Origin of the sequence: Lysobacter ciconiae, assembly GCF_015209725.1 — a bacterium.
Taxonomy (GTDB): domain Bacteria; phylum Pseudomonadota; class Gammaproteobacteria; order Xanthomonadales; family Xanthomonadaceae; genus Novilysobacter; species Novilysobacter ciconiae.
This window is the reverse complement of sequence record NZ_CP063656.1, coordinates 1,587,266-1,606,132: the sequence shown is the minus strand read 5'-3', so window position 1 is coordinate 1,606,132 and position 18,867 is coordinate 1,587,266. Positions and strand designations below refer to the sequence as shown.

The 18,867-nt window shown below is 66.5% G+C and carries 19 protein-coding genes and 2 tRNA genes; 17 read left to right on the top strand and 4 right to left on the bottom strand.

The genetic code is table 11. The features are described from left to right. Nucleotides 1-180: 180 nt before the first annotated feature. The 4 genes from nirK to INQ41_RS07330 all read left to right on the top strand — a co-directional run bounded on the left by nirK (nucleotide 181) and on the right by INQ41_RS07330 (nucleotide 5,339). Entirely contained in the window at nucleotides 181-1,554 is a 1,374-nt protein-coding gene (gene nirK, locus INQ41_RS07345; RefSeq protein ID WP_228076533.1) for a copper-containing nitrite reductase, read from the top strand. 165 nt (nucleotides 1,555-1,719) lie between these two features. Further along, entirely contained in the window at nucleotides 1,720-3,501 is a 1,782-nt protein-coding gene (locus INQ41_RS07340; protein WP_193983205.1) for a DUF885 domain-containing protein, read from the top strand. Nucleotides 3,502-3,546: 45 nt separating this feature from the next. After that, a complete protein-coding gene (locus INQ41_RS07335; RefSeq protein ID WP_228076532.1) occupies nucleotides 3,547-5,112 on the top strand; it encodes a phospholipase D family protein in 1,566 nt (521 codons plus the stop codon). Further along, nucleotides 5,109-5,339, top strand: coding sequence for an oxidoreductase-like domain-containing protein (locus tag INQ41_RS07330; RefSeq protein ID WP_407074226.1), 231 nt, complete (start codon nucleotides 5,109-5,111; stop codon nucleotides 5,337-5,339). The genes INQ41_RS07335 and INQ41_RS07330 overlap by 4 nt, the downstream gene beginning before the upstream one ends. A gap of 1 nt (nucleotide 5,340) precedes the next feature. Here INQ41_RS07330 and INQ41_RS07325 read toward each other — a convergent pair whose 3' ends face one another. Further along, nucleotides 5,341-5,808 carry an FKBP-type peptidyl-prolyl cis-trans isomerase gene (locus INQ41_RS07325; protein WP_193983203.1) on the bottom strand — a complete coding sequence of 156 codons (468 nt, stop codon included), beginning with the start codon at nucleotides 5,806-5,808 and terminating at the stop codon, nucleotides 5,341-5,343. Nucleotides 5,809-5,928: 120 nt separating this feature from the next. Here INQ41_RS07325 and INQ41_RS07320 point away from each other — a divergent pair, with 120 nt between their 5' ends. The 3 genes from INQ41_RS07320 to INQ41_RS07310 all read left to right on the top strand — a co-directional run bounded on the left by INQ41_RS07320 (nucleotide 5,929) and on the right by INQ41_RS07310 (nucleotide 7,665). Continuing rightward, nucleotides 5,929-6,597, top strand: a complete 669-nt coding sequence (locus INQ41_RS07320; RefSeq protein ID WP_193983201.1) for a trimeric intracellular cation channel family protein — start codon at nucleotides 5,929-5,931, stop codon at nucleotides 6,595-6,597. 62 nt (nucleotides 6,598-6,659) lie between these two features. Further along, the gene (locus INQ41_RS07315; RefSeq protein WP_193983200.1) at nucleotides 6,660-7,265 is read left to right on the top strand and encodes a tetratricopeptide repeat protein; all 606 of its coding nucleotides are present in this window, start codon (nucleotides 6,660-6,662) and stop codon (nucleotides 7,263-7,265) included. A gap of 34 nt (nucleotides 7,266-7,299) precedes the next feature. After that, nucleotides 7,300-7,665 (top strand): DUF6164 family protein, encoded by a 366-nt coding sequence (locus tag INQ41_RS07310; RefSeq protein WP_193983198.1) that lies wholly within the window; start codon nucleotides 7,300-7,302, stop codon nucleotides 7,663-7,665. On the opposite strand, the gene yczE is transcribed toward INQ41_RS07310, so the two are convergent. Next, the gene (gene yczE / locus INQ41_RS07305) at nucleotides 7,613-8,266 is read right to left on the bottom strand and encodes a membrane protein YczE (RefSeq protein WP_193983196.1); all 654 of its coding nucleotides are present in this window, start codon (nucleotides 8,264-8,266) and stop codon (nucleotides 7,613-7,615) included. The two genes, INQ41_RS07310 and yczE, sit on opposite strands and share 53 nt — an antisense overlap. A 121-nt stretch (nucleotides 8,267-8,387) precedes the next feature. On the opposite strand from yczE, the gene INQ41_RS07300 reads away from it, so the two are divergent. From INQ41_RS07300 to tadA, 5 genes are all read left to right on the top strand, one after another. Next, a complete protein-coding gene (locus INQ41_RS07300) occupies nucleotides 8,388-8,897 on the top strand; it encodes a DUF1993 domain-containing protein (protein ID WP_193983194.1) in 510 nt (169 codons plus the stop codon). Nucleotides 8,898-8,944: 47 nt separating this feature from the next. After that, nucleotides 8,945-9,826 (top strand): bifunctional methylenetetrahydrofolate dehydrogenase/methenyltetrahydrofolate cyclohydrolase FolD, encoded by an 882-nt coding sequence (folD, locus tag INQ41_RS07295; protein ID WP_193983192.1) that lies wholly within the window; start codon nucleotides 8,945-8,947, stop codon nucleotides 9,824-9,826. Nucleotides 9,827-9,887: 61 nt separating this feature from the next. Continuing rightward, nucleotides 9,888-11,345: an IMP dehydrogenase gene (gene guaB, locus INQ41_RS07290; RefSeq protein WP_193983190.1), complete on the top strand. Its 1,458-nt coding sequence runs from the start codon at nucleotides 9,888-9,890 to the stop codon at nucleotides 11,343-11,345. Nucleotides 11,346-11,350: 5 nt separating this feature from the next. Next, nucleotides 11,351-12,919 carry a glutamine-hydrolyzing GMP synthase gene (guaA, locus tag INQ41_RS07285; protein WP_193983188.1) on the top strand — a complete coding sequence of 523 codons (1,569 nt, stop codon included), beginning with the start codon at nucleotides 11,351-11,353 and terminating at the stop codon, nucleotides 12,917-12,919. After that, nucleotides 12,916-13,383, top strand: a complete 468-nt coding sequence (gene tadA, locus INQ41_RS07280) for a tRNA adenosine(34) deaminase TadA (protein WP_193983186.1) — start codon at nucleotides 12,916-12,918, stop codon at nucleotides 13,381-13,383. The genes guaA and tadA overlap by 4 nt, the downstream gene beginning before the upstream one ends. Before the next feature lie 18 nt (nucleotides 13,384-13,401). Here tadA and INQ41_RS07275 read toward each other — a convergent pair whose 3' ends face one another. Next, entirely contained in the window at nucleotides 13,402-13,887 is a 486-nt protein-coding gene (locus INQ41_RS07275) for a DUF2721 domain-containing protein (RefSeq protein WP_193983184.1), read from the bottom strand. Nucleotides 13,888-13,949: 62 nt separating this feature from the next. On the opposite strand from INQ41_RS07275, the gene orn reads away from it, so the two are divergent. Continuing rightward, nucleotides 13,950-14,543: an oligoribonuclease gene (gene orn / locus INQ41_RS07270; RefSeq protein WP_193983182.1), complete on the top strand. Its 594-nt coding sequence runs from the start codon at nucleotides 13,950-13,952 to the stop codon at nucleotides 14,541-14,543. Nucleotides 14,544-14,628: 85 nt separating this feature from the next. Here orn and ppsA read toward each other — a convergent pair whose 3' ends face one another. Continuing rightward, complete coding sequence (gene ppsA, locus INQ41_RS07265; protein WP_193983180.1) at nucleotides 14,629-17,007, bottom strand: phosphoenolpyruvate synthase; 2,379 nt, start codon at nucleotides 17,005-17,007, stop codon at nucleotides 14,629-14,631. A 128-nt stretch (nucleotides 17,008-17,135) separates the two neighbouring features. Here ppsA and ppsR point away from each other — a divergent pair, with 128 nt between their 5' ends. From ppsR to INQ41_RS07245, 4 genes are all read left to right on the top strand, one after another. Next, nucleotides 17,136-17,957, top strand: a complete 822-nt coding sequence (gene ppsR, locus INQ41_RS07260; protein ID WP_193983179.1) for a posphoenolpyruvate synthetase regulatory kinase/phosphorylase PpsR — start codon at nucleotides 17,136-17,138, stop codon at nucleotides 17,955-17,957. Between the two features lie 66 nt (nucleotides 17,958-18,023). Beyond that, nucleotides 18,024-18,515: a DUF1249 domain-containing protein gene (locus INQ41_RS07255; protein WP_193983177.1), complete on the top strand. Its 492-nt coding sequence runs from the start codon at nucleotides 18,024-18,026 to the stop codon at nucleotides 18,513-18,515. A gap of 45 nt (nucleotides 18,516-18,560) precedes the next feature. Further along, nucleotides 18,561-18,636: transfer RNA gene (locus INQ41_RS07250), tRNA-Ala, on the top strand. Between the two features lie 67 nt (nucleotides 18,637-18,703). After that, nucleotides 18,704-18,779: transfer RNA gene (locus INQ41_RS07245), tRNA-Glu, on the top strand. Nucleotides 18,780-18,867 lie beyond the last annotated feature (88 nt).

Here is an 18,867-nt window from a genome sequence, read left to right as displayed (position 1 = left end):
GGTTGCCCTCGCTGCTGGGTAGTGGGGTGATCTTAACGGGCGGCTGCGCGCGCCGCAGTCCACGACCGTCAACATTCGCACCCGTATGTCCAGGCTTGACCCAGGTCATGGAGACTCCGCGGGCGGATGCCTATCGTGCCGGCCAACGAAGCACTTTTGCTGACTGGAAGGAAGATGGGAATGAAAGAGCTGGTTTTGCTGTTCGCCCTGGCCGGAGCGGCCGGGTTTGTGCCGCAGGCCATTGCGGCGCGTTCGGCGGACGTCACCCCGGTGGCGGACGTCACCTTCACATTGCGCACCGCGATCGAGAACGGGCAGCTGGTGTTCGTCGGCAACGCGGGCGCCATCAAGGGCCAGGTGAACCCCGAGCTGAAGGTCGCTGAAGGCGCGGTGGTTGCCATCACCGTGGTCAACGGCGACGGTGCGATGCACGACATCGCGGTGCCTGCGTTCAACGCGCAGTCCGACCAGCTTGTCGGCGAGGGTTCGTCGACCACCATCGTCTTCCGTGCGGGCAAGGCCGGCGTGTTCGAGTACGTCTGCACGATCCCTGGCCACAAGGCCGCCGGGATGTTCGGCAAGCTGGTTGTCGGTGACGTGGCCGACGTCGTCAGCACCGCCGTGGACGTTGCGAAGGACCCGTACCAGGTCGGCAAGCCGGTCGGCGACCGCGCCGCCCAGCACATCACCTACGACCTTCTGACCACCGAGGTGGAGGGGCAGCTGTCGGATGGCAGCACCTACCGCTACTGGACCTTTGACAACACGGTGCCCGGCCCGCTGCTGCGGATCCGCCAGAACGACACGGTCACCATCAACCTGAAGAACGCCGAGGACAGCATCAACATCCATTCGGTCGACTTCCATGCGGTCACCGGACCAGGTGGTGGCGCGGCGGTGACCCAGGTCGCGCCGGGGCAGACCAAGAGCTTCACCTTCAAGGCGCTGCATCCGGGACTGTTCGTCTACCACTGCGCCACGCCGATGATCGCCCAGCACATCTCCAACGGCATGTACGGGATGATCCTCGTCGAGCCTGAGGGCGGATTGCCCGGCGTGGACCGCGAGTTCTACATCATGCAGGGCGAGCTCTACACCGCGCAGAAGCACGGCTCCAGCGGCCTGCAGGAGTTCTCGGTCGAGAAACTGCTCGATGAGCGGCCAGAGCACCTGATGTTCAACGGCAGCATGAACGCGCTGACCAAGACCTTTGACATGCAGGCGAACGTCGGCGAAACCGTGCGCATGTTCTTCGGCGTGGGCGGTCCGAACCTGACCTCCAGTTTCCACCTGATCGGTGAGGTGTTCGACCGCGTCTACAACCTGGCGTCCTTCACCAGTCCGCCGCTGCTCGACGTGCAGACCACGCTCGTGCCGCCGGGCGGGGCCACCATGGTGGAGTTCAAGGTCGACTACCCCGGCCGCTACCTGCTGGTGGACCACGCGCTGTCGCGCGCGGAGAAGGGTCTGATCGGGTTCCTCCACGTCAAGGGCGAAGCGGACGCCTCGATCTTTGACAGCAGCGAGAAGAGCGACCCGGCATCGGGCCACTGAGCCACGGGAGCAAGGAAGAAGGCGGGCCATCGCGGCCCGCCTTTTTTTGCGCGACATTTCGCGCGCGTGCCTGACCAACGGCACGCTCGCCCGGCGCCCAGGCCGCTACGATGTTCGATTCGCCGCGACCCTTCCGGTTGCGGCAGGCCGATGCGGAGCAGCTGTATGCGCAAGACCACCCTTTCCCTGTTGATTGCTGCCAGCGTGCTTGGCGCCGGCGCGCTGTCCGGATGCCAGACCGCACCGGTCGCAGCGGACAGCCAGGCCGCCGCGGTGGACGCGGACTTCGCGAGCGTGGCCGAGTCGCTGCTGATGCGGGGGCTGGAGCGCAGTCCGGAGTCCTCGATCTATGCCGGTCGCTACGACAACGCGGCGACGCTCACGATTCCGGACGCCCGGCAGCGCGCCGCCGACCTGACATTCGCCAGGGCAGGGCTGCAGGAGCTGGCCGCGTTCGACCCGGCGCAACTCTCGCCCGCCGAGCGCATCGACCACATGCTGCTGAAGAACCGGTACGAGGCCAGCATCTGGTACCAGGAGACCTTCCGCGACTGGCAGTGGAATCCCTCGCGCTACAACATCGCCGGTCCCATCGGCCTGCTTCTCAACACGCCGTACGCGGACGAGGACGAGCGCCTGCGCACCGTGATGGCGCGCGTGGAGCACGTGCCGGAATACTACGCCGCGGCACGCGCCAACATCGCCGACCCGACGGCCGAGCACGTCGAACTCGCGATCGTGCAGGGTCGTGGTTCCCTCAGCGTGCTCGGTGATCCGCTGCGCAAGCAGATCGCCGATTCGGGTCTTGATGCCGCGGACAAGGCCACGTTCAACGCGCGCATTGATGCCGCCCGCGCTGCGATCGGCGAATGGACCGGCTGGCTGGAAGGCGTGCAGGCCCAACAGGTCGCCGCCGGCAAGGCCCGCTCCTTCCGCATCGGCGCCGAGCAGTACGAGCGCAAGTTCGCCTACGACATCCAGTCGCACTTCACCGCCGCCCAATTGCACCAGCGCGCGGTGGACGAGAAGAACCGCCTGCACGGGCAGATGGACAAGATCACCGTGGAGCTCTGGCCGAAGTACTTCGCCGGAACCGCGATGCCGGATGACCGCCTGCAGCGGATCGGCATGATGATCGACAAGCTTTCGGCCCGGCACGTGGGGCGCAATGAGTTCTTCGACGAGATCAAGCGCCAGATCCCGCTGCTCGCGGAGTTCGTCCGCAAGCACGACCTGCTCGACCAGGACGCCAGCCGTCCGCTGGTGGTCCGCGAGACGCCCGAGTACATGCGCGGCGGTGGTGCCGGCGCCTCGGTCAGCGCGCCGGGCCCGTTCAACCCGACCGCCAACACCTACTACAACGTCAGCCCGCTGGATGACTACAGCGACGAGCAGGCCGAGAGCTTCCTGCGCGAGTACAACCACTGGGTCCTGCAGATCCTCAACATCCACGAGGCTATCCCGGGCCACTACACCCAGCTGCTGCATGCCAACAAGAGCCCGAGCCTGGTCAAAAGCCTGGTCGGCAACGGCGCGATGATCGAAGGCTGGGCGGTCTACGCCGAGCGGATGATGCTGGAAGCCGGCTGGGGCGAGCAGGCGCCGGAGATGTGGCTGATGTACGGCAAGTGGAACCTGCGCGTGGTCACCAATGCGATCCTGGACTACGAGGTCCACGTGGAGGGCTTGAGCGAAGCCAGGGCGCTCGACCTGCTGCGCCGCGAGGCCTTCCAGGAAGAGACCGAGGCGGTCAACAAGTGGCGCCGCGTCCGCCTGTCGCAGGTCCAGCTGACCTCGTACTTCACCGGCTACGCGGAGATCTACGACTTCCGCGAGCAGCAGAAGCAGCGCCTGGGCGAGGACTTCGACCTGAAGACCTTCCACAACCGCTTCCTGAGCTACGGCAACGCGCCGGTACCGGCGATCATGCAGCTGATGGCCGAGTAGTCCGCAGGCGTTTCCAGGGCGGCGTGGCCCCTACAATAGGGGCTCATGATTGGAAAAAACCACGTGTTCCGCTGGCCCACGGTGGTCGCCACGCTGGCGCTGCTGATGGTGGCGCTGGCGATCAGCGCAAGGCTTCCGTCGCTGGACGGGCGGTCCCAGTCCACGCGCCTGGTCGACACCGCCGACACGCTGCTGGGTCGCGGCATCCAGCCGTTTGCCCGGGCGCATCCCGGGGTTTCCGGCGTGTTGCCGCTGGCGCGCGGCGATGACGCGTTCGCGGCCCGCGTCGCCCTCGCCGAAGGCGCGCAGCGCTCACTGGACGTGCAGTACTACATCTGGCGTGGCGACATGTCCGGGACCCTGCTGCTGGAAGCGCTGCACCGGGCCGCTGACCGTGGCGTGCGGGTGCGGCTCCTGCTGGATGACAACAACACCGCCGGGCTGGATCCGCTGCTGGCGACGCTGGATACGCATCCTCTGATCGAGGTCCGCCTGTTCAATCCGTTCCCGCACCGGAACTGGCGCTGGCTCGATTACCTGACCGATTTTGCGCGCCTCAACCGGCGGATGCACAACAAGTCCTTCACCGCCGACAACCAGGCGACGATCATGGGCGGGCGAAACGTCGGCGACGAGTACTTCGACGCCGGTGACGGCGTGCTCTTCGTCGACCTTGATCTCCTCGCGGTCGGGCCGATCGTGGACGAGGTGTCGCTCGACTTCGATCTCTACTGGGCCAGCGGCTCGTCCTATCCGTTGCACGGCATTGTCCCCGCCGCGCCGCCCGGTGCGCTGGAGGCGTTGGCCACGGCCGCGTCGGTGGTGGAGCGCGACCCGGCCGCGCGCGCGTACCTGCGTGCGCTGGATGACTCGCCGTACCTGCAGGCGCTGGCGAGCGGTGACCTGGGCCTGGAATGGGTTCCGGTGGAGCTGCTCAGCGACGATCCGGCCAAGGGGCTCGGGCTGGCGGCGCGCGAGAGCCTGCTGTCGGAACGGCTGCAGCAGGTGATCGGCGTATCCGACGCCGAGCTGCAGATCGTCTCCCCGTACTTTGTCCCCACGGCCTTCGGGGTCGAATACCTGGCCGGACTGGCCCGAGAGGGCGTGAAGGTAACGGTGCTGACCAACTCGCTGGCGGCCACCGACGTCACGGCGGTCCACGCCGGCTACGCCAAGCGGCGCAAGCCCTTGCTGGACGCCGGGATCACCCTTTACGAAATGAAGCCGGAGACAGCGGACGTCCCGGCGGTTCGACGCAAGCTCACCGGCAGCTCGGCGTCGAGCCTGCACGCCAAAGTGTTCGCCGCCGACCGCCGCCGCGCCTTCATCGGTTCGTTCAACTTCGATCCGCGCTCGGCCAACCTCAATACCGAAATGGGGCTTGTGGTCGAAAGCACGGCGATCGCATCGGGCATCGCCAACCGCTTCGAGGAACTCGTTCCCGACAGCGCCTGGCTGGTTCGGCGCGGGCCGGACGGCAAGCTGGAGTGGGTGGAGCGCGGCGAGCTGCCCGGTGAGGAGCATGCCCTGCAACAGGAGCCCGGCAACGGCTTCTGGCTGAACACCGCGGTCAGGGTGATGGAGGCGCTGCCGATAGAATGGCTGTTGTGAGCAACCCGACGACCCGATCCGACCTGACGCTGGAGCTGCTGCCACTGCCGCAGCCCGCCGCAGTCAACGACCCGCCTCCCGTGGAGCCCGAACGCCCGCTGCCGATGGATTGCTGCGACAGCGGTTGCGAGAGTTGCGTCCACGATGTCTACGCCGACGAGGTAGACCACTACCGGTCGCTTCTGGCCGCCTGGCAGGCGCGCAATCCAGGTCGATCAGCGGACTGAGTCAGTCCTCGATGACGTCGCCCTGGGTCAGCTCGCCCAGCGTGGCTTCGCGGACGTCCACCACCCGCAGGTCGAAGTGCAGCGTCTTGCCCGACAGCTCGTGGTTCCCGTCGACCTTGATCCGGTCACCTTCCACGGTCAATACCGTTGCCAGCACGGGGCCCTGCGCGGTTTCCGTCAGGAACTTCGCGCCCGGCTTGACCATGTCCACAACCTCGAATGCCGACAGCGGAACCGTCTGGACCAGCTGTTCGTGACGCGGACCGTAGCCTTCCTCAGGGGGCACCACCGCTTTGAGTCGATCACCGGCCTTCTTGCCGGCCAGCGCCTTCTCCAGGCCGGGCATCAACTTTCCCGCGCCGTGCAGGTACACCAGCGGTTGCGCGGAGTAGGACGAGTGCACCTGCGTTCCGTCGTCGAGCTGGAGCGTGTAGTGCACCGTTGCAACGCGGCGGTCGGCAATTTCCATCGGGATTCCTGGGCTTCGTGCGCCGGATTGGCGGACGGGGCAGGCTAGGGGAAAGGGGACGACGGCCGCAAGTGGACACGCCCATCACGACGGCCCACTCACGGCCTCGGCAGCCGCGCGATGTCCACGACCTCATGGCATCCTGTGCTCCCGTTTTCCGGCGATCGCGAATTGGCCCTCAATACCATCATCACCACGATCGACCTGATCGGGACCTTCGCGTTTGCCATCAGTGGTGCCACCGTCGGCGTGCGCAACCGGTTGGACATCTTCGGTGTGCTGGTGCTTTCTTTCGCCGCCGCGACGGCCGGTGGCATCACGCGCGACCTGATGATCGGTGCGACCCCGCCCGTCGCGCTGGCCAACTGGCATTACCTGGCGGTCAGCTGCCTGGCCGGGATCATCACGTTCTACCGCTACGCCGACATCGAGCGATTGCGCAACCCGGTGCGACTGTTCGACGCGGCGGGTCTGGCCCTGTTTGCGGTCATCGGTACGCTGAAGGCGCTCGACCACGGCCTGGGGCCGGTGGGTGCCGTGCTGCTGGGAATGCTCAGCGGGATCGGAGGCGGCATTGTCCGCGACGTGCTGGTGGCGCGCACGCCGGTGGTGTTCCAGTCCGACCTGTATGCAATCGCGGCGATGCTGGGAGCGATCGTGGTGGTGATCGGGGTTGCGCTGGAGCTACCCGCGGTGCTGGTGATGGCCACCTCGGCGGCGGTGTGCTTCGGCTTGCGCTACATGGCGATCCGCTACGACTGGCATCTACCCGTCGCGCCGCCGTCGTGATTCTTGGACGGAACTGATATCTTCGCGGCGGGGCTGCTGTGGCCAGGTTCGAGGATATGTCGATGAAGCAAGCCACCGACACGCGCGGCCGGAGCTGGGTGCTGGGTGTCGCTTTGCTGGCTCTGGCCGGTTCCGGTTGCGCCACGCTCGCCGCGGGCGCCGCGCCAGGGTATGCCGACAGCATGACCGCGGCTGAAACGGCGATGCGCGGCGATGACGCCGCAGCAGCGATCCAGGCCTACCAGCGTGCGGCGGATGCCGCGCCGGGCCAGACCTTGCCGTGGCTCCACATCGCCGAGATCCATGCTGGCCTGGGCGACTGGTCGCAGGCCGTGACGGCCGCGCGCCAAGTGCTCGATCGCGATCCCCAGGTCGAGGAAGCCCGCGACCTGTACCTGCGCGGCAGCGTCCAACTGGTCGAAGACGCGTTGCAGTACCTGCCCGAAGAAGACAGCAGCGGGATCCGCGACATGGCCGGCGCACTGCTGGCCAGGTTGATCAGGGACCTCGGCGACGAAGCCATCCCGGTCGATGTGCGTGCGCGACTGGAAAGCGGCGTGCAGGCGCGTCCGCGAAGGTCGGGCGCGCGTCCCGGAACTCCCCGGCAAGCCCCGCGCGGCCCGGAGAAGACCACCGCGGATCCGCTTGAGGTGTTGGGCGGCGGTTGAGCCGCAGCCGCCCGTCGGGCGGTATCATCGGCGGATGTCAAAGCTTCTGCTCAACCTGCGCCTGGTCCTGGACGATGAGATCGAGGACGTGCGCGCGATGCTCGATGAAAACCGCATCGAGTATTACGAGACCAAGCCCAGCCGCTGGGGCATCTCCCACGGCGCGATCTGGTTGTCAAACGACGGCGATCTGCCCGAGGCCAAGCGGCTGATGGCGATCTACCAGGGCAACCGGCAGGCCAGGGCCCGCGCCGAGTACGAGGCCGGGCAGAAGGACGGTACCGGCGAGACTTTCGCCGACGTGTGGCGCCGCGAACCGCTCAAGGTCCTCCTGGCCGCCGCTGCGGTCATCGTATTGCTTGGTCTGGTGGCGCTGCCGGCGATCCTGCTGCGGGGATGACCGACGGACCCGGCGCTGGGCGTTTGCGCTGGAACCACGGCAGCATCAGCTGGATCAGCGGGCCGATCAGCAGCATGTACATCACCGTGCCCACGCCCAGCGTGCCGCCCAGCACGTAACCGGTGGTAAGCACGCTGCCCTCGATGAGCGTGCGCACCAGCCGGACCGAGCGGCCGCTGCGCCGGACCAGGCCGGTCATCAGGCCATCGCGCGGACCGGCACCAAAATCCGCTCCCAGGTACGCCGCGGTTGCCGCGCCGTTGAGCACGATGCCGCCGCCCAGCAAGGCCATGCGCATCGCCGGGCCGGCGTTCTCGACCAGTTCCCCCACCGGGCCCACCACCGCATCGAAGGTCAACCCGATCAGGACGGCGTTGCAGACCGTGCCGAAGCCCGGTTTCTGGCGGATCGGGATCCAGGCCAGCAGGACCACGAAGCTCACCGCCACGGTGACGCGACCCATCGGCCAGCCGCCCTGCAGCGACAGGCCCTGGTGCAGCACATCCCACGGCATCAGGCCGTAACGGGACTGCAGCATCATCGCCATCGACAGCCCGTAGGCGGCCAGGGCGATGAACAACTTCAGCAGGCGGTAGGGCATGGACACGGCGGCAGGGCAGGGCGTGCAATTCTAGGGCTTTGCCGGCTGCTGCGCCCGGCGCCGGCGCGGGCGCACGCGCGGACCGGCTAACATGGTCGCTTCCCCAAAACGAGGTCCTGCCATGTCGATTTCCATGTACGCCGCGTCCGTTCCGGTCTTCCGGCAGATGCTGGGAAGCCTGGTGGCCATCATCGGCAAGGCCGAGGCCTACGCGGCGGAGCGCAAGATCGAGCCGACGGTGCTGCTGCAGTCGCGGCTTTTCCCGGACATGCTGCCGCTGGTCCGCCAGGTGCAGATCGCGTGCGATTTCGCGACCGGCGTGACCGCCCGTCTCGCGGGACAGGACGTGCCTGCCTACGACGACCAGGAGCAGGGTTTCGAGCAGCTGCGCGACCGGTTGCAGCGCACCCTGGCGTTCCTCGACACCGTCGATGCGGCGCGATTCGATGGCAGCGAGGACTGCGAGATCCTGACCCGCCCGGGTACCCCGAAGGAGCGTCGCTTCAGCGGCCAGGACTATCTGTTGACCTACGGCTTGCCGCAGTTCTTTTTCCATGTGACGACGGCCTACGCACTGCTGCGCCACAACGGCGTGGAAATCGGCAAGCGCGACTACATGGGCGCCTACTGAGCGCGGGTCGGCGATAATGCCCGGCCACGTCACTCCAGGTCCCGCTTTTGAATACTGACGCCAGCCCGCCCACCGCCCGAATCCTGGATGGCAAGCGCATTGCCGAGGACCTGCTGGACAACCTCAAGGCGCGTGTCGACGTTCGTCTGGCGGCGGGCAAATCCGCGCCCGGGCTCGCCGTCGTGCTGGTCGGCGGTGATCCGGCGTCGGCGGTGTACGTGCGCAACAAGCGGCGGGCGGCACGCAAGGTCGGGATCCGTGCCGTGGACTTCGACCTGCCGTCCGGAACCAGTGATGACGAGCTGCTGCAGCTGATCGACCGTCTCAACGCGGATCCCAATATCCACGGCATCCTGGTCCAGTTGCCTTTGCCCGACCGCCGCGACGCCAGCGCCCTGATCCACCGCATCTCGCCGAGCAAGGACGTGGACGGGTTCCATCCCGAGAACGTCGGCCACCTGGCCCTGCGCCAGTTCGGGCTGCGCCCGTGCACGCCGCGCGGGATCACCACCTTGCTCGCCTACACCGACCGGCCCGTACGCGGCGCCAGCGCGACCATCGTCGGCGTCTCCAACCACGTCGGCCGGCCGATGGCGCTGGAGCTTCTGATCGCCGGCTGCACGACCACCTGCTGCCACAAGTTCACTCCGCAGGACGTGCTGGAGGCTTCCGTTCGCGGCGCCGATATCCTGGTGGTGGCCGTGGGACGCCCGCAGCTGATCCCGGGCGAGTGGGTGAAGCCCGGCGCGGTGGTGATCGACGTGGGCATCAACCGCCTTGATGACGGCCGGCTGGTCGGCGATGTCGGCTTCGAGGCGGCTGCGCAACGCGCCAGCTGGATCACCCCGGTCCCGGGCGGGGTGGGGCCGATGACCGTGGCCACCCTGATGCAGAACACCCTGGAAGCCGCCGAGGCGGCCGACGGCTGAGCGCGATGGGAGCGCTGCGAAAGCGGTACAATGGCGCGCTTCACCTATTCCGGTTCCGACCATGTTGCGCATCCAGGCTGAAGCTCTCACCTACGACGATGTTTCGCTGATTCCGGCCCATTCGACGGTCCTCCCCAAGGACGTCAACCTGGGCGCCCGATTGACCCGCGAGCTTGGCCTGCGCCTGCCAATCCTGTCGGCGGCGATGGATACCGTCAGCGAGGCGCGCCTTGCGGTCGCGCTGGCCCAGCTGGGCGGGATGAGCATCATCCACAAGAGCATGACGGTGGCCCAGCAGGCCGCCCACGTCGCCCAGGTCAAGGGCTTCGAGGCCGGCGTGATCCGCGCGCCGTTCACCGTCAGTCCCGACACCACCATCGCCGATGTGCTCAACCTCACCCGCGAGCGCAACATCTCCGGCGTGCCCGTGGTCGACAGCGGCCAGCTGGTCGGCATCGTCACCAGTCGCGACATGCGCTTCGAGACCAAGCTGGACGATCCGGTGCGCCACATCATGACGCGCAAGGACCGGCTGATCACGGTGAAGGAGGGCGCCAGCGACGAGGAAGTCATGGGCTTATTGCACAAGCACCGGATCGAGAAGGTGCTGGTGGTCAACGATGCCTTCGAGCTCAAGGGCCTGATCACCGTCAAGGACATCCAGAAGAAGACCGACAACCCCAACGCCGCCTATGACAGCAGCGAACGCCTGCTGGTCGGGGCCGCGGTCGGCGTGGGCGGAGACACCGATGCGCGGGTCGAAGCGCTGGTCGCCGCCGGCGTCGACGTGGTGGTGGTGGACACCGCCCACGGCCATTCGCAGGGCGTGCTGGACCGGGTGAAGTGGGTCAAGAAGCACTTCCCGCAGCTGCAGGTCATCGGCGGCAACATCGTTACCGGCGACGCCGCCCTGGCGCTGATGGATCACGGCGCGGACGCGGTGAAGGTCGGCGTGGGTCCGGGCTCGATCTGCACCACCCGCATCGTCGCCGGCGTCGGCGTGCCGCAGATCTCGGCCATCGACATGGTCGCCGAGGCCCTGCAGGACCGCATCCCGCTGATCGCCGACGGCGGCATCCGCTACTCGGGTGATATCGGCAAGGCACTGGCGGCCGGCGCCTCCACGGTGATGATCGGCAGCCTGTTTGCCGGCACCGATGAGTCACCCGGCGACAGCGAGCTGTTCCAGGGCCGCCATTACAAGAGCTACCGCGGCATGGGCAGCCTGGCGGCGATGGAAACCGGTTCCAAGGACCGCTATTTCCAGGACTCCTCCGATGCCGACAAGCTGGTGCCTGAAGGCATCGAGGGCCGGGTGCCGTACCGCGGTCCGCTGCGCAATATCGTCCACCAACTGGTGGGCGGCCTGCGCGCGACCATGGGCTACGTCGGCTGCGCGACCATCGAGGAGATGCGCAGCAAACCGAAGTTCGTGCGGGTGACGTCCGCCGGCTCTCGCGAGAGCCACGTCCACGACGTGCAGATCACCAAAGAGCCACCGAATTACCGGGTGGGCTGAAGACGATGACCGACATCCATAGAGACAAGATCCTGATCCTCGACTTCGGGGCCCAGTACACTCAGCTGATCGCGCGGCGCATCCGCGAGCTCGGCGTGTATTGCGAAATCTGGGCCTGGGACCACGACCCGGCCGAGATCGCGGGCTTTCGTGCCAAGGGCATCATCCTGTCGGGCGGTCCCGAATCGACGACCCTGGACGGCAGCCCGCAGGCGCCGCAGGAGGTCTTCGATTCCGGTTTGCCGCTGCTGGGCATCTGCTACGGCATGCAGACGATGGCCAAGCAGCTGGGCGGCGAAACCGAGGCCGCCGACCAGCGTGAGTACGGCCATGCCGAGGTGGCGCTGGTCGCGCAGGACCGTTTGCTGGACGGGCTCAAGGACCATCCCGGCTCGCCGCCACGGCTGGACGTGTGGATGAGCCACGGCGACCACGTCTCCAGGGCGCCGGACAGTTTTGTCGTTACCGCGCGCACCGACCGCGTGCCGGTGGCGGCGATGGCCAATGACGAGCGCCGTTGGTACGGCGTCCAGTTCCACCCGGAAGTCACCCACACCAAGCAGGGCGGGGCGCTGCTGGAGCGCTTCGTCACCGACATCTGCGAATGCCAGACGCTTTGGACGCCGCAGCAGATCATCGAGGACCAGGTCGCCCGGGTCCGCGAGCAGGTCGGCGACGACGAGGTCATCCTCGGCCTGTCCGGCGGCGTGGATTCGTCCGTGGTCGCGGCCCTGCTGCACAAGGCAATCGGCGACCAGCTCACCTGCGTGTTTGTTGATACCGGCCTGCTGCGCTGGCAGGAAGGCGATCAGGTGATGGCGACGTTTGCCGAGCACCTGGGAGTCAAGGTTATCCGCGTCGATGCGGCGGAGCGCTATTTCACCGCGCTGGCAGGCGTCACCGATCCGGAGGCCAAGCGCAAGATCATCGGCAACCTGTTTGTCGAGATCTTCGACGAGCAGTCCGGCAAGCTCGCCAACGCCAAATGGCTGGCCCAAGGCACGATCTACCCCGACGTGATCGAGTCGGCCGGCAGCAAGAACGGCAAAGCCCACATGATCAAGAGCCACCACAACGTGGGTGGCCTGCCCGAGCACATGAAACTGGGTCTGGTCGAGCCGCTGCGGGAGCTGTTCAAGGACGAGGTCCGCCGCATGGGGGTCGAGCTCGGCCTTCCCGCCTCGATGGTCTACCGCCATCCGTTCCCCGGCCCCGGTCTGGGCGTGCGGATCCTGGGCGAGGTCAAGCGCGAGTACGCCGAACTGCTGGCCCGCGCGGATCACATCTTCATCGACGAACTGCGCAAGGCCGACCTGTACGACAGGACCAGCCAGGCGTTCGCGGTGTTCCTGCCGGTCAAGTCGGTCGGCGTGGTGGGTGATGCGCGGGCCTATGAGTGGGTCATCGCACTGCGTGCGGTGGAGACGATCGACTTCATGACGGCGCACTGGGCGCACCTGCCGTATGATTTCCTTGGGCGTGTTTCCAACAGGATAATCAACGAGTTGCGTGGTGTTTCTCGCGTGGTTTATGACGTCAGTGGAAAGCCGCCCGCGACCATCGAGTGGGAATGAGCGACGACCAGCGCTGGATGCGTCAAGCGCTGGCGCTGGCGGACCGCGCCGAGCGTGAGGATGACGAGATCCCGGTTGGGGCTGTCGTGGTCGCCGCGGACGGCTCGCTACTGGGCGAGGGCTGGAACCGCAACATCACCGAGCATGATCCCACCGCACACGCGGAGATCGTGGCGATGCGCCAGGCCGGGTTCCGCCTGGCCAACCACCGCCTGCTGGGATGCACGGTCTACGTGACCCTGGAGCCCTGCGCGATGTGCGCGATGGCCATGGTGCATGCGCGCGTCGCCCGCGTGGTCTATGGCGCTGCCGACCCGAAGACCGGCGCCGCCGGTAGCGTCTTCGACCTGCTGACCGACCCGCGCCACAACCACCGGCTGGAGGTGGAGGGCGGCTTGCTGGGTGACGAGGCGGGCGCGCGGCTTACCGCCTATTTCCGCCGCAAGCGTATGAAGTCGTCGTAAGGCGGCATTGCGCCTGACTCAGAACGGCTGCGGGATGGTGGAATCCTTGTCCAGCTCCGCGCGCAGCTCGCGCTCCAGTACCCGCAGGCTGATTCGCGCCTCCTGCCCCAGGCACAGCGAGGCGGCCAGCATCAGCAGCACGCCGAGTACCGCCAGCAGCGTAGGCAGGTAGCCCAGCTGATAATGGAAGAACGCATCGGCGGCGATCCCGATGCTGGTGCCCACGAACGCGCTGAGTGCGGCGTACAGGATCCGCAGCGCGCCCAGCACCAGGTACGAGCGCCGCCGGTGGTAGCCGATCCGGATCTCCAGCTCGGTGCGCATCGGGCCCGGCACGGTTTCGCGCAGGTGCTCGATCTCCTTGCGCATGCGGTCGACCACGCGCGCCAGGCGGTTGTTGGAGGAGATCAACAGCGAGCCGGTGGCGGTCAGGAAAAAAGCGGGGGTGATCATCGCCGAAATCACTGCGTAGTGGTTCGGATCGGCGAAGGGCGTGGCAGACATGCAGGCTTCCGTTGCAGGGTGACGGTATGATGCCTGCCCCCTTCAAGCGACGCGAGCCCCCGATGGCCAACGGCCCTGTCAATGCCGACAACCTGGTCTGGATCGACCTGGAAATGACCGGTCTGGACACCGACAACGACGCGATCCTCGAGATCGCCACGGTGGTGACCGACAAGCAGCTGAACGTGCTCGCCGAAGGTCCGGAACTGGCCATCGCCCACCCGCTGGCGACCTTGGAGGCGATGGACGACTGGAACCGCAACCAGCACGGCGGGTCCGGGCTGTGGACGCGCGTGCTGGAGCAGGGCGTGTCGCTGCAGGAAGCCGAGCAGCAGACCCTCGCATTCCTTGCCCACTGGGTGCCGGCGAACGCCTCGCCGATGTGCGGCAACTCCATCTGCCAGGACCGACGCTTCCTGCATCGCCAGATGCCGAAGCTGCAGCGCTATTTCCACTACCGCAACCTGGATGTCAGCACGGTCAAGGAGTTGGCAAAGCGCTGGGCGCCGTCAATCAGCGCCGGCGTCAACAAGCAGGCCAGCCACACCGCGCTGAGCGATGTTCACGACTCCATCAACGAGCTGCGCTATTACCGCCGCTTCATGGGCTCGCTGGGCGGTCTGGAATCGGCGGACCGGCTACCGGCGCAGGCTTGAGCAACAAGCAACGCCCCGCGGTCAGGCGGGGCGTTGGGTGTGGAACTGGCGTGCGCGAGCGCCGTCGTCTGCGGCGCCTGATGGATCAGCCGGCGGCCTTGGCCTTGGCCAGGCGCAACCAGGTGTCGACCACCGTATCGGGGTTCAACGACACCGAATCGATGCCTTCCTCCATCAGCCACTGCGCCAGGTCGGGGTGGTCGCTCGGCCCCTGGCCGCAGATACCGACGTACTTGCCCTTCGCCTTGGCGGTCTTGATCGCCATCGACAGGAGCTTCTTCACCGCCGGGTCGCGTTCGTCGAACAGGTGCGCGATCAGCCCCGAATCCCGGTCCAGCCCGAGGGTGAGCTGGGTCATGTCGTTGGAGCCGATCGAGAAGCCGTCGAAGATATCCAGGAACTCCTCGGCCATCAGCGCATTCGACGGCAGCTCGCACATCATGATGATCTTCAGGCCGTCCTTGCCCTGTTCCAGACCGTTGGCGCGCAGCACCTCGACCACCTTGCGACCCTCGTCGAGAGTGCGCACGAACGGGATCATGACCCACAGGTTGGTCAGGCCCATTTCGTCGCGCACCTTCAGCACCGCGAGGCACTCCAGCGCAAACGCATCGCTGAAGCTCGGATCCACGTAGCGCGAGGCGCCACGGAAGCCGAGCATCGGGTTTTCCTCGTCCGGCTCGTAGGCCGCGCCGCCGATCAGGTTGGCGTACTCGTTGGTCTTGAAGTCCGACAGGCGCACGATCACGGCCTTGGGTGCCACCGACGCGGTGATGGTCGCGATTCCCTCGGCGAGACGGTCGACGTAGAACTGGACCGGGTCGTCCCCGTAGCCGGCGATCTTCGCATCGATCTGCTTCTTCGTCGCCGCATCCTGGCGGTCGTATTCCAGCAATGCCTTGGGGTGGATGCCGATGTGGCTGGCGATGATCATCTCCAGCCGGGCCAGGCCGATGCCGGCGTTGGGCAGCATCGCGAAATCGAAGGCGCGGTCGGGGTTGCCGACGTTCATCATCACCTTCAGCGGTGCCTCGGGCATCTTGTCCAGATCGGCGACGTGGCGCTCGAAGGGCAGGGCGCCTTCATAGATGAAACCGGTGTCGCCTTCGGCGCAACTTACCGTCACCGTCTGGCCTTCCTTGATGGCCTCCAGCGCGTTGCCGGTGCCAACCACTGCGGGAACGCCGAGCTCGCGGGCGATGATCGCCGCGTGGCAGGTCCGTCCGCCGCGGTTGGTGACGATCGCTGCGGCGCGCTTCATCACCGGCTCCCAATCCGGGTCGGTCATGTCGGCGACCAGCACGTCGCCCGCCTGCACGCGGGCCATGTCGTCCAATGAACGGATCACGCGGGCGATGCCACTGCCGATCTTGTTGCCGATCGAGCGGCCCTCGCAGACGACCGGACCGCGCTCGCCCAGCTGGTAGCGCTCGATCTGGGTGGCGTGGCCGCGCGACTTCACGGTCTCAGGGCGCGCCTGGACGATGAACAGCTTGCCGCTGACGCCGTCCTTCGCCCACTCGATGTCCATCGGGCGGCCGTAGTGCTTCTCGATGATCAGCGCCTGGCGGGCCAGCTCGTGCACGTCCTCGTCGTTGATGGAGAAGGTGCCGCGCATGTCCGCCGGGGTGTCCTCGGTACGCACGCGCTCGCCGGGCTGGTCGGAGTAGACCATCCGCAGCTGCTTGGCACCGATCGAACGCCGAAGGATCGCCTGCTTGCCCTGCGCCAGGGTGGGCTTGTAGACGTAGAACTCGTCCGGATTGACCGCGCCCTGGACGACCATCTCGCCCAGGCCGAAGCTGGAGGTGATGAAGACCACTTCGCGGAAGCCCGACTCGGTGTCCAGGGTGAACAGCACGCCGGACGCGCCCACGTCGGAGCGCACCATCAACTGCACGCCGGCGGACAGGAACACGTCCTCGTGCTTGAAGCCGTGGTGCACGCGGTAGGCGATCGCGCGGTCGTTGTAGAGGCTGGCGAAGACCTCCTTCACCTTGACCACCACGTCGTCCTCGCCGGTGACGTTGAGGAAGGTTTCCTGCTGGCCGGCGAAGCTGGCATCCGGAAGATCCTCGGCGGTCGCCGACGAGCGCACCGCCACGGCCACGTCGCCGCCGCCGTTCTCGTCGCACAGCTGGCGATAGGCGATGCGGATGTCGCGGTCCAGCCCCGGCTGCAGCGGGGCGCTGATCACCCAGTCGCGGATGTCCTTGCCGGCTTCGGTCAGGGCGGCGACATCGTCGACGTCCAACGGCGCCAGACGGTCGAAAATGCGCTGGTGCAGGTCGTTGTGGGCGATGAAGTCCTTGAACGCCTCTGACGTGGTCGCATACCCGCCGGGAACGGAGACCCCGAGGGAGGACAGATTGCCGATCATTTCGCCCAGCGACGAGTTCTTGCCGCCGACGCGGGCCAGGTCGTCAAGGCGCAGCGCGTGCAGCCAGAGGATATTGTCGTTCAAAACAGGGTATCTCCGTGGGGGGGCACGCCGCTGAACGCGGCGAAGCCGCTATGATCGCCGCTGCGCCGGGTGCTTACAAGGTTGATCTGGCGGGCTTTTTCCCTGCCGATTCCGAGACGCCAGACCCCATGAACGAAACACGGCCCGTTTTCTACATATCCGATGGCACGGGCATCACCGCCGAGACGATCGGCCACAGTCTGCTGACCCAGTTCAACGGCACCGACTTCATCGCCGAGCGCATCTCCTTCGTCGACAGCGTGGAGCGCGCCGAAGACGCGGTGGAGCGCATCAAGGCCGCGGCCGAGCTGCATGCGGTGCGTCCGGTGGTGATCAACTCCTGCATGGACAGCGAGGTCGGCGAGGCGCTGGCCAAGAGTGGCGCGCTGATGCTGGATGTGTTCGCACCCTTTATCGAGCCGCTGGAGCGGGAGCTGGGCCGGTCGCGCATGCGCCAGGTCGGTCGCGCCCACGCGATCGTCGATTTCGACACCTACCACCGGCGTATCAACGCCATGAACTACGCGCTCACCCACGACGACGGGATCGCCATCGATTACAACGACGCCGATGTGATCCTGGTGGCCGTGTCGCGCGCCGGCAAGACGCCCAGTTGCGTCTACCTGGCCCTGCAGTACGGCGTGCGGGCGGCCAACTACCCGCTCACCGAAGAGGATCTCGAGCACGACCGGCTGCCCGAGCGCCTGCGCAAATTCCGCGACAAGCTGTTCGGCCTGACCATTGATCCGCACCGGCTGCAGCAGATCCGCCAGGAGCGTCGTCCCGATTCCCACTACGCCAAGCTGGAGACCTGCAAGCGCGAGGTCGCCGCGGCCGAAGCGCTGTTCCGCGCCGAGCGGATCCCCACGCTGAGCACCACCAATACGTCGATCGAGGAGATCGCGAGCAAGGTCATGACGACGCTGCGGATCAATCGCGAGATGTTCTGAACCGCAGCGTTCCAGCGCCGTGGCGCTGCGCGGTCCGGCGCGACGGCGGACGTGTAGGATCAGTGCATGACCAGTTCTCTTGCCACCCGCCGCCTGCCGTCACTCGACCGCTTCGGCTGGTTGATGGCGTTGTATGCGGAGAACCACGTCCGCCTGCGCCGCCTGTTCAACACCTCCGATCTCGCGCCGGGGACGCACATCTCCAGCGTAGGCGATGGCCTGGACCTGCGTGTGGAAGTGCTGCTGCAGCACCGCTACACGACCGAGTTGCGCGTGAGCTACGCGATGGTGGACCCGGTGACCGGCATGCCGGACCCCTCGGCCTACCTGCGCCATTACCACGACGCCCACCAACTGGAAGCCACGCACTGCTACATCGGTCGTCGCTGGCAGGATGTGCTGGGCATGTATCCACTGCCGGCGGCCCTGATCAGCCATCGTCTGCGGATGAACACCTTCCTCGGTAAATGGCTGGAGTACCTTGCCGAACGCGGGCACGGCCGGGGTACTTTGCGGCTGGAAAGCGAAAGTTCCGCGGAAATCCTGACTGGGGCTTGACGGGTGCCGGATAGCGCTCTAATCTTACGGACTTTCCAGCCCCGTGGGGCCATAGCTCAGCTGGGAGAGCGCCTGCATGGCATGCAGGAGGTCGGCGGTTCGATCCCGCCTGGCTCCACCATTTCAAAATAGTTTTTGTACCTGGTTGTGTGAAAGACAGCCGAAAAACAGGGTACAGGGACTACCGCGTCCCCATCGTCTAGAGGCCTAGGACACTGCCCTTTCACGGCGGCGACAGGGGTTCGAATCCCCTTGGGGACGCCACTTCAAACCATTGATTACCTTAGGGTTTTCAAGCAATCAAGGCTCCGGAGACGGGGCCTTTTTTGTGTCTGCAATCCGTGCTGCGTCG